Below are 10,069 nucleotides of genomic sequence, written 5' to 3'. Positions count from 1 at the left end.
TTGCAGCGTCGTAGCTTAGTTGGTTCATTGCTTTATATGCAGGGTGAACTTCGCCAGCCTCGATGCCTTTGTCTGCCATGTAGTCACCCATTGGGCTACCTTGCAGCAAGTCACCGTTATCAACTAATACGCTGTTGGTTACTTCGCTTTGAGCTTCTTTTACTAGAGTTGCAGTACGTGCTAAGCCGATTTTTTTCGACGGCTTGTCTTTGTAGTAGTCGTAATCCATTAGGTTGGTATGGATATCCGTCGTTTCTACGACACGTAATTTAATCACTTCATCGGTATCTGGTGTTGTTGTGCAGCCTGCTAAAGTCAGACCAAGACCAGCAAGTACAGCCAATGACAAAGGTTTCATTGCAACTTTCATTTTGGAGCTCCAAAGTGGATTAGTAGAAAATTCGTTGCGTAATGTAACAAAATGGAATGAAACAATGATTACAACGAATGTTAATTCGTGACTTAGATCGATTACTTTATAGTGTTCTGCAAGGCGCCTCCCAAAGCTGCTCAATCGATGCGCAACTGATATCGATAATATTAGCCCATTCATTTCACCTATTTATCGATGAATCTCATCCCTTATCAGCTTTTCGAATAAAAAATGAAATTTTAGAATTTCCAGTAATATGAGAGGCTCGTCATAATGCCTATATCAAGGACGTATCAGGCAGATGAATAGCAAGGATAGCTCAAAACGAAGCTTCTGTTTTCTTCTAGTGCCAATACTCCCATTCACTTAAGTGGATGAGTTAAATCCCTTGCTTGGCAAGACCAAGTAATGAATTGCTCGTACTGCGAGCCTTAAAGGAAGCACTGAAATGGACCAAGAACGTTTAACCCACCTAAAACAGCTTGAAGCGGAAAGTATTCATATTATCCGTGAAGTTGCTGCTGAGTTTGATAACCCAGTGATGATGTACTCCATCGGTAAAGATTCTTCTGTGATGCTTCATTTAGCTCGCAAAGCGTTTTATCCAGGCAAGATTCCATTCCCACTATTGCACGTTGATACGGATTGGAAATTTCGCGAGATGATTGAGTTTCGTGATCGTACGGCTAAAAAGTACGGCTTCGACCTTTTAGTACATAAGAACCCAGAAGGTATTGAGATGGGGTGTAGCCCGTTCGTACATGGTTCTTCTAAGCACACTGACATCATGAAAACACAGGGCCTTAAGCAGGCGTTAAACAAGTATGGGTTCGATGCGGCTTTTGGTGGTGCGCGTCGTGATGAAGAAAAATCTCGAGCAAAAGAGCGTGTTTATTCTTTCCGTGATAAGAACCATACATGGGATCCAAAAAACCAGCGTCCAGAGCTTTGGCACACCTACAACGGTCAGGTTAATAAGGGCGAAAGCATTCGTGTCTTCCCACTATCTAACTGGACTGAGCTTGATATCTGGCAATACATCTACCTAGAGAGTATCGATATTGTTCCGCTTTATCTATCTGATAAACGTCCTGTGGTTGAGCGTGATGGCATGCTGATCATGGTTGATGATGACCGTATGGAACTGCAAGAAGGTGAAGTGATTGAAGAGAAAAGCGTTCGCTTCCGTACTTTGGGCTGTTACCCACTAACCGGAGCCGTTGAATCTGAGGCGAATACGCTAACAGGCATTATTGAAGAGATGCTGGTGGCGACGTCCAGTGAGCGTCAAGGTCGAGCGATTGACCATGATCAGTCGGGCTCTATGGAGCTGAAAAAGCGCCAAGGTTATTTCTAAGAATCTAAGGAAAGAAAAATGAATAGTGCAGTAGAAGCCGAATTGGCTGAACTAGGGATTGAAGGTTATCTAAGTCAGCATCAGCATAAATCTATGCTTAGATTTTTAACTTGTGGCTCGGTAGATGACGGTAAAAGTACGTTAATCGGTCGCTTACTCCATGATACAAAACAGATTTATGAAGATCAGCTAGCAGCAGTTCACTCGGATAGCCAACGAGTGGGTACCACAGGTGAGAAACCTGACTTGGCATTGCTTGTTGATGGCTTGCAGGCTGAGCGTGAGCAAGGGATTACGATCGATGTGGCTTATCGCTACTTCTCGACTCAAAAGCGTAAATTCATTATTGCTGATACCCCTGGGCATGAGCAGTACACGCGTAATATGGCAACAGGCGCTTCAACGTGTGATCTGGCAGTGATCTTGATTGATGCTCGTAAGGGCGTACTGGATCAAACACGTCGTCACTCGTTTATTTCTAACCTACTTGGTTTGAAGCATTTCATCGTTGCAGTCAACAAAATGGATCTCGTCGAGTACTCGCAAGATCGTTTTGAGGAGATTCGCGATCAGTACCTAGAGTTTGCTGAAAACCTAGAGGGCGAGACTAATATTCAGATTCTGCCAGTTTCGGCACTTGAAGGTATTAACGTTGCTGCGCCAAGCAAAGAGCTTGCATGGTTCGAAGGTCCATCGCTATTAGAAGTGTTAGAGAACGTAGACATTGACCAAAAACGTTCTGCGGGCGAATTCCGTTTCCCTGTGCAGTATGTCAATCGTCCTAACTTAGATTTCCGTGGCTTTGCCGGCACCGTGGCTTCTGGTCGTGTCAGCGTCGGTGATGAAATCAAGGCGTTGCCTTCAGGTAAAACCTCTAAGGTGGCAAGCATTGTGACCTTTGATGGTGAACTTGAATCAGCACAAGCGGGTTTGGCGGTAACACTGACTCTTGAAGATGAAATCGATATCAGCCGTGGTGATTTGATTGTGCTAGAAAATGCACAGATTGAATCAACCAACCATGTATTGGCAGACATCGTGTGGATGACAGAGCAACCACTGCAACCGGGTAAAGCTTACGACATCAAGATCGCAGGCAAGAAAACCGTCGGTCAGGTTGAAACGGTTCGTCATCAATATGATATCAACAACCTGTCGACTCACGCTGTTGATGAGTTGCCACTGAATGGTATTGGTTTGTGTGAATGGTCATTGAACGAGACCGTCGCGCTGGATAAATACCGTGAGAGTGCGGACACCGGTGGTTTCATTGTTATCGACCGCCTGACTAATGTGACGGTTGGTGCTGGTTTGATTCGAGACCGTTTGGACTCTGTTGAACAGCAAGTCGGTAACTTCTCTGCATTTGAACTTGAGTTCAACGCATTGGTACGCAAGCACTTCCCTCATTGGGATGCCAAAGATCTAAGCCAACTACTGAAGTCATAAACGACCAAGTAACAGCTTATTGAATCAGGCGGAAACCGATTGTTTCCGCCATAAAGGACGGGTATATGTGGCAACAAGGATTTGTATTAGCGATTTTGCTCGGCATCATTACTTGCCTGCTCGTTACCCGTATTAAGCCAAGCTTTATCTTTGCTGGCGCGGCTTTTATTGCTTTTATGGCTGGTATGATCGACTTGTCGAGCCTAGCCAATAACTTCACTAACTCCTCGTTACTGACTTTAATTCTTCTGATCCTCGCATCAAGTGCGTTGGAGAAAACTCGCTTAATCAGCTGGGTTAGCCGCAATATCTCTGAAGGTAGGCTAGGTACCGTGGTTGCGAAGTTGGGTATTTCCACAGCGCTACTTTCTTCTTTTACTAATAACACAGCGGTGGTTGTCTCTTTGATCGGAGCGATCAAACGCAATCAACAGCACGCGCCATCTAAGTTACTTATCCCTTTGTCATACGCTGCCATTTTAGGCGGAACCCTGACATTGATCGGCACTTCAACTAATTTGATCATCAATAGTTTTGTTGAAGATGCTGGACTGCCAAGCTTAAACTTTTTCACTCCAACCTTGATCGGTTTAGCGGTCTTGGTGGGTGGTGTTTTGATTCTTATCCCTCTGAGTTACTTCTTACCAAGCTACGATGATGGGTCGCAGGATGATCTGCCTTACTTTCTAGAGGCGCGAGTTGAACCTGGCTCACCGTTAGTTGGCCGCAGTGTTAGCGAAAATAATCTAAGAGCTTTGAGAAAATTGTTCTTAGCCGAAGTGATTCGCGACGGTAAGACCACGGCTTCGATTGACCCTGATTTTATTCTTCAAGCCCGTGACCGGTTGCTGTTTTGTGGCGACGTTGAAAGCGTAGCGACACTACAAGAAATTCAAGGGTTGACCCTGTTTGGCCAGCATCACCTTAACGGCCAGAGCTTTGTTGAAGTGGTGGTGAGTTCGTCGGCAAGCTTCTGTAATAAAACCCTCAAAACAAGCCAGTTTAGAGACCGTTTCGATGCAGTTGTAGTTGCTATTCGTCGTGGCCATGAGCGCCTTGAAGGTGGGCTAGGGAATATCACATTGACCGCTGGTGATACCTTGATTTTGGTTCCCGGTAAACGCTTTGAAGAACAGCGCCAGCAACACAACAAAGAGTTTGTGTTGATGAATGACTTGGACTCGAGTGCCAAGCTTGATGCCGATAAATCGACGTTTGTATTGCTCGGTTTTGCCAGTGTGATTGGTCTAGCCCTTGCTGAAGTCGTGCCGATTATCAAAGGGCTGGCTGGTTTCTTACTGTTGCTGGTGGCCTTTGGTGTGGTGCAACTGGGTGAACTCCGTCGCCGTTTTCCGGTTGATATTGTGGTGATCGTTGGCTCCGCTCTGTCTATTGCTCAACTGATGATTTCATCTGGGCTGTCTGAGCGTATGGGGCTGATGTTTATGGAAGCCTTTAATGGCTGGGGCGTGTTTGGTGCGTTAGTCGCGACCTATTTTATGACCTTGGTTCTAACAGAACTGGTTACCAATAATGCGGCCGCAGCACTCTCTTTCCCAATCGGCTATAGCATGGCTATCGGCTATGGCGTTGACCCTATGCCATTCATTATGGCGGTTCTATTTGGTGCCAGTGCCAGTTTTATTTCGCCATACGGCTACCAAACTAATTTACTTGTTTATAGCGTAGGTAATTACCATCTCACGGATTATCTACGTATCGGCATCCCAATCTCGATTGTCTATTCGGGCTTGGTGCTGACCCTGATTCCTTACTTTTTCCCATTTTAATGCTGTTTATTTAAAGGACTAATTATGACCGCAGTACTCAAACCAAAAGATGAGAATGTTGTGTGGCATCAACATTCGATTGATAAAACATTTCGTGCGGATCTGAAATCACAGAAACCAGCTGTGCTCTGGTTCACTGGATTATCTGGTTCTGGGAAATCAACAGTTGCTGGATCATTAGAAAACCGCTTAGCCCAACTTGGTTACCATACTTACTTATTGGATGGCGACAATGTCCGTCATGGGTTATGTAGCGACCTTGGCTTCTCAGAGCAAGACCGTCGAGAGAATATTCGTCGTATTGGTGAGCTCGCTAAATTGATGGCGGATGCGGGTTTGATCGTGTTGTCAGCGTTTATCTCTCCACATCAAGCGGAGAGACAGTTGGTACGTGATTTATTACCGGAAGGGGAGTTTCTTGAGGTGTTTGTGAACACACCACTTGAGGTGTGTGAGCAGCGTGACCCGAAAGGCCTGTATAAGAAAGCACGAGCGGGAGAAATCCCGAACTTCACGGGTATTAGCTCAGTGTACGAAGCGCCTCAGAGCCCTGAGATAGATCTACCCGCGGGCGAAAAGACACTCGATGAACTGGTCGAATTGTGTATTGAGGCTTTAGAGAAGCGTAATATTTTATCCAATTGAGATCGATGGTATGACTAAGGCTACTCTCCTGTTTATCTGCTTAATTCACTGCGGATAAATAGTGCAGCCTTGGTTTTCCGAGACAAGAACCTTATCCTCTAGATTCTCTTCACTCTTATCAATACTCTTCACAGCGTACACCGTCTATTTTTTACAGTATCGATTGTCTAGACGGTGTAGTTCACACTGCTTTTAACTTCTGTTTGAACCGTAAATTTTTGGCTCAATAGCGCAATCAGCTGGTCGTAATACTGCGTGTTAGGCTTGTTGCCAAGTAAGTTGCAAAGCTCATTGCCTGTTGGACTGAATCGGTAGTAAATCAGCTTTACCCCTTTTGATAATGGTGCCAGTGACATGCCCTTACCTTGATAAGTTAAGTGCAGAGCAGGATCGAAATCAATCTCTCCAGATTCTAGTTCTGTGCCCAGAATAATTCCGAGTTCAATCAAGTGGAGCAAGCTAGAGTAGGGAAGGTTGTGTCCACCAAGATTGATGGTGTTGGTGGTGTCCCTTTTACCAAAGCTGAAGATTCCAGCATGGGATTTAAAGCCGAGTAACAGTTTTCTGCTGTTATCACTACCAAAGCTACAACCAAGTGACGCTGCTCTTTGCAGGGTGAGCGCTTCTTTTGGTGTCATGTCTTTTAAGATCTGCAGCGCTTTCATCGAAGTCGAGCCTGGGTTGGTGACTTCTCGTTTCAGTACTTGAGCCCATAGCCTCTGCATCGATGTATTGTGGATCTCTTGTGCCATATCGAAGAAACGGTATAGCCAGTCCTGATCAGGGTCTCCAGCCGCTTCATCCTTACATGAAGAGTGTGCCAACTTTAGAATCTGTTCTAGGTTCTTTTGGCGAAGTTCTCTACGTTTTTTCTCTCGTAATAGTGCCCGTTCGATAAGCGTACTCTCAGCTTTATCGTTTGGCTTTGCACTATGACTAATTAAGGAATCGAGGCCGAAGCTTTGTGCGATGTGCCGCATTCTGCTTGCACTGTCGGCAATATGAGGCTTTTTCTCATGCTTTTGCTGTGTATCGCTAGCATGCTCAATGATCACTGGCTGTTTGGTTTCTGACATAAGAGTACCGTTAGGAGACGACTCAATACCAATCGTAGTAAATAATTGCTCGCTCTAGCTTGTTAAAACGCTCGATAACAGCGTTAGAATTTTTGATTGTAGAATAACTACTTATCAAAAAGCTCCGCCTTGTTCTCAAGCCTTTTTCCTACGCTATTTCTGAACACTTACTTATTGTGATTGGTATAACTGTCTAAAATGTAACTCTTTATCTTATTGGTGGCTAGATTTTGCGTGCAGAGTTGAAGGTTTCAACAAAATTTTACTTTTGCTAATGATAATAAAATGTTAAATTTGTTGTAATTCTCAAGGAGGAGTTATGAATCAAGTCAATGATAACAAGCTGAAGAAACAGCTTAGTATAGGGTTATTACTCGCTACTTATGTCGCTGTTCTAGCGTACTTGTCTAATTACATCGCATAATTTAGAATAAAATTATCGTTATTAAACTGTTATTGAATGATCTCACTCGTTCAGTGACGGCAGCTCATCCTTGAGCCACCCTTCTAATGACTACATGTCGTCATATTCTTCAATCGCAGTACCTTCAATAAGATAACCTGTTTGAGCTAAGTCGTGGCTTATTGACTCGGTTTTTAGTGTACCTACTAAATAAATCACATCCCATAGCTGCTGTATTGGTGCACCTTTAGGGAACTTCACGTAGATGATTTGGTTCGGCGGCGGTGGCGGTACGTGGATACATGCGCCAAAGTACGGCACTAACAGAAACTCAGTGATCATGTTCTCATCGCCTTCCAATGGAATCACAAAGCCAGGAATCTTGACTGTGCTGCCATTCAGCTCTGGGCGAACAGCGCCAAGTGTCGATTGTTGAGGTTTGTCCATACTGTCGTGGTTAACCATAGGCATACCAAATGAGTCGAGTTGTGCTCGCTCTGACTCTGGAATCAAGTCAATCCAATCGAGTGTTAATACCGATTCGTCAGTCTGAGTGGTTTCAGCGTGAGCTGTGCTGATAAATGGGAACATAAGTAACCCAAGTATCAGTAGGAATTTGCGTTGCATCGTAGGTTCCTATTTTAGATTCGGATAGTCATGCCATCAGACAATGACTGACGGTAAGCTCTGAAAGCGGGAATAAAGCCAATAATGATTCCGGCAACTTGCACCAACATAAGCAGTTTCCACTCATGAGGTGTGATTGCGGATATCGATATGTTGATACCATAACTTTGTTGCACAATAGGAGCAACTACTGCGATTAGCGCAAACAACACGGCAACACCCAATGTGATACCGAGGAAGGTTAGGGCACTTGCTTCACTGATCAGTAAACCGAACACATGACGAGGCCTTGCTCCCATCGCGCGCAGAATGGCCATCTCTCGACGTCTTTCTTGCAAGCTAGTGAGTAGACTACTCAGCATCCCTAGCAGTCCCGCGATTACCACAAACCCTGAAACAATCAGTAGTGCTTGCTCTGCTACGGCCATCATTCCCCATAATTCGTGAAGCGCAATGCCTGGCATAATGGCGCTCAAAGGTTCTTGGCGGTAGTTATTGATTTCTCGTTGCAGTGCAAAGGTTTGGATCTTCGATTTAAGGCCAACCATCATCGCGGTAATCTGCTTTGGTTGGAAGTCACGTTGCTTTAGCGCTTCAGCATTCGGTGTGTGGCCTAGGTTAGCCCCCGATTCCCAACCAACGTGAATCGCTTCAATGGCCTCTAACGAGACATGCACCGTTTTATCTACTGGTGTGCCGGTTGGCGCGAGTATTCCTACAATGGTGAAAGGCAGGTTGTCGTGGCGACTGAAGGCGACATCACTGATACCGTGCGCCAGAATGATGTGATCACCAATCTTGTAATCTAACTTCTTCGCGACATCGGCACCAATCACGACATCAAATAGCTGATTAAACTCTTTACCTTGCTGAAAAGTAAGTGGTTGCTTACTTCCATAGCGATAATTATCAAAGTAACTATGGTTCGTGCCCATTACACGAAAGCCTTTATGTGAATCTCCCAATGAGATGGGTATCGCCCACTTTACAGCATTATGCTGGCTAAATTCTTGATAGCTTTTCCAGTCGATGTTGTTGGTTGCATTACCAATTCTAAATACCGAATAAAGCAGTAGGTTTACCTGACCAGAGCGGCCACCAACAATAAGGTCGGTACCTGAAATCGTATTAGCAAAACTGCTTTTTGCTTCGGTTCTTACACGTTCAACACCGAGTAATAGAATCACTGACACTGCCACGGTGAGAATCGTCAGAATAGCGGTGGCTTTACGGTTGAGTACGCTTTTTAGGGCTAAGTGAGTAATTACTTTCATACGACAACCTTAGCTTGGTTAACGGTTTTTAAATCTATGGTTCGAGTGAATAGCGTTTCTAATGTTGGATCGTGACTGACAAATATCAGAGTAGACCCGGCTTGATTTGCTTGCTCTAGTAACAATTCGATGAAGGCTTCTCGGTTGTCATGATCCAGAGCCGAGGTTGGCTCGTCGGCAATAATGATTTTCGGTTGGCCGATCAAAGCACGAGCGGCAGCAACACGTTGTTGTTGACCAATGCTCAATTCGGTAACAGGCTTGTCCATTAGAGCTTGAGGTAGCTTTAATCTGAGCAACAACTCTTGAGCGGTTGCTTGCAGGCTGTTCTGACTTTCAGTGACTTGCTGCTTACGAATCTTAGAAAACTGACAAGGAAGCGTCACGTTGTCGATCACTGACAAGTAAGGAAGCAGATTAAATTGTTGGAATATATAGCCAATATGATCGGCTCTGAACTTGTCCCTCTGACGAGGTGTTAGCTGTGTGAGGTCTTGGCCAAGGATAGATACTTCGCCTTGTTCAGCTTGGTTGATTCCGGTCAGTAACCCTAACAATGTTGATTTCCCGCAACCACTAGGCCCTTTGATGAAAAGGTGCTCTTGGGCTTGGATATGCAGTGAGGGGATCTCTAGCGTTGGGGGTAATTCAGGCTTCCAACGAAAGCTGATATTTTCGAGTTTGACCACAAGTGATGAACTGTCAAAAGACATATTAGCTCCAATGATTAAAGCGGTGTATTTACTGGACAGCTATTAGAAAAATAAATTCCCAGAACACACCGATTTGCACAACCAAGTAAGTGACTACTTACTTGGCTGCGTATCTACGTTTAATTCAATCTAATACGGATTAGAATCGAAAACTAATACGATCTGCGTTAAGCACTTCTTGAATTTGAGCGCTGTCAGTTAGAAGGTTTACCGTCATTGATTTTGTGTTGCTGAACTTAGAGAACCATTGAGTGCTCACGGTATCTAGCTTCGCAATATCTGAACATTGGTAATGGTACTCGACAGTGAATTCGCCGTGCCCACCTTCTGAATGGTCGTGGCCTTCATGGTCATCATGATCG

The 10,069-nt window shown here is 44.7% G+C and carries 9 protein-coding genes and 1 pseudogene; 4 read left to right on the top strand and 6 right to left on the bottom strand.

From position 1 onward, the window contains the following. Positions 1-370, bottom strand: a pseudogene (locus AB4653_RS04360) (2',3'-cyclic-nucleotide 2'-phosphodiesterase); the annotation flags it as partial. Between the two features lie 415 nt (positions 371-785). Here AB4653_RS04360 and cysD point away from each other — a divergent pair. The 4 genes from cysD (at position 786) to cysC (ending at position 5,614) form a co-directional block, all read left to right on the top strand. Further along, positions 786-1,730, top strand: a complete 945-nt coding sequence (cysD, locus tag AB4653_RS04355; protein ID WP_226974827.1) for a sulfate adenylyltransferase subunit CysD — start codon at positions 786-788, stop codon at positions 1,728-1,730. An 18-nt stretch (positions 1,731-1,748) separates the two neighbouring features. Then, complete coding sequence (gene cysN / locus AB4653_RS04350) at positions 1,749-3,179, top strand: sulfate adenylyltransferase subunit CysN (RefSeq protein WP_004735272.1); 1,431 nt, start codon at positions 1,749-1,751, stop codon at positions 3,177-3,179. Between the two features lie 65 nt (positions 3,180-3,244). After that, positions 3,245-4,969: an SLC13 family permease gene (locus AB4653_RS04345; protein ID WP_009847766.1), complete on the top strand. Its 1,725-nt coding sequence runs from the start codon at positions 3,245-3,247 to the stop codon at positions 4,967-4,969. Between the two features lie 24 nt (positions 4,970-4,993). After that, positions 4,994-5,614 (top strand): adenylyl-sulfate kinase, encoded by a 621-nt coding sequence (gene cysC / locus AB4653_RS04340; RefSeq protein ID WP_102257870.1) that lies wholly within the window; start codon positions 4,994-4,996, stop codon positions 5,612-5,614. 167 nt (positions 5,615-5,781) lie between these two features. On the opposite strand, the gene AB4653_RS04335 is transcribed toward cysC, so the two are convergent. The 5 genes from AB4653_RS04335 to AB4653_RS04315 form a co-directional block, all read right to left on the bottom strand. After that, positions 5,782-6,690: a TIGR03899 family protein gene (locus AB4653_RS04335; RefSeq protein WP_012604888.1), complete on the bottom strand. Its 909-nt coding sequence runs from the start codon at positions 6,688-6,690 to the stop codon at positions 5,782-5,784. Between the two features lie 514 nt (positions 6,691-7,204). Continuing rightward, positions 7,205-7,720 carry a DUF3299 domain-containing protein gene (locus tag AB4653_RS04330; RefSeq protein ID WP_004735277.1) on the bottom strand — a complete coding sequence of 172 codons (516 nt, stop codon included), beginning with the start codon at positions 7,718-7,720 and terminating at the stop codon, positions 7,205-7,207. Between the two features lie 14 nt (positions 7,721-7,734). Continuing rightward, the gene (locus AB4653_RS04325; protein WP_017103586.1) at positions 7,735-8,994 is read right to left on the bottom strand and encodes an ABC transporter permease; all 1,260 of its coding nucleotides are present in this window, start codon (positions 8,992-8,994) and stop codon (positions 7,735-7,737) included. Next, the gene (locus tag AB4653_RS04320; protein WP_102257869.1) at positions 8,991-9,707 is read right to left on the bottom strand and encodes an ABC transporter ATP-binding protein; all 717 of its coding nucleotides are present in this window, start codon (positions 9,705-9,707) and stop codon (positions 8,991-8,993) included. The genes AB4653_RS04325 and AB4653_RS04320 overlap by 4 nt, the downstream gene beginning before the upstream one ends. A gap of 139 nt (positions 9,708-9,846) precedes the next feature. Beyond that, on the bottom strand, positions 9,847-10,069 hold a 223-nt coding region (locus AB4653_RS04315; protein WP_372103417.1), incomplete at its 5' end, for a DUF2796 domain-containing protein.

Origin of the sequence: Vibrio sp. 10N.222.48.A3, from assembly GCF_041475345.1 — a bacterium.
GTDB lineage: Bacteria > Pseudomonadota > Gammaproteobacteria > Enterobacterales > Vibrionaceae > Vibrio > Vibrio tasmaniensis_A.
Note: the sequence above shows the minus strand (reverse complement) of the source record. Positions and strands in the feature narration are given on the sequence as shown.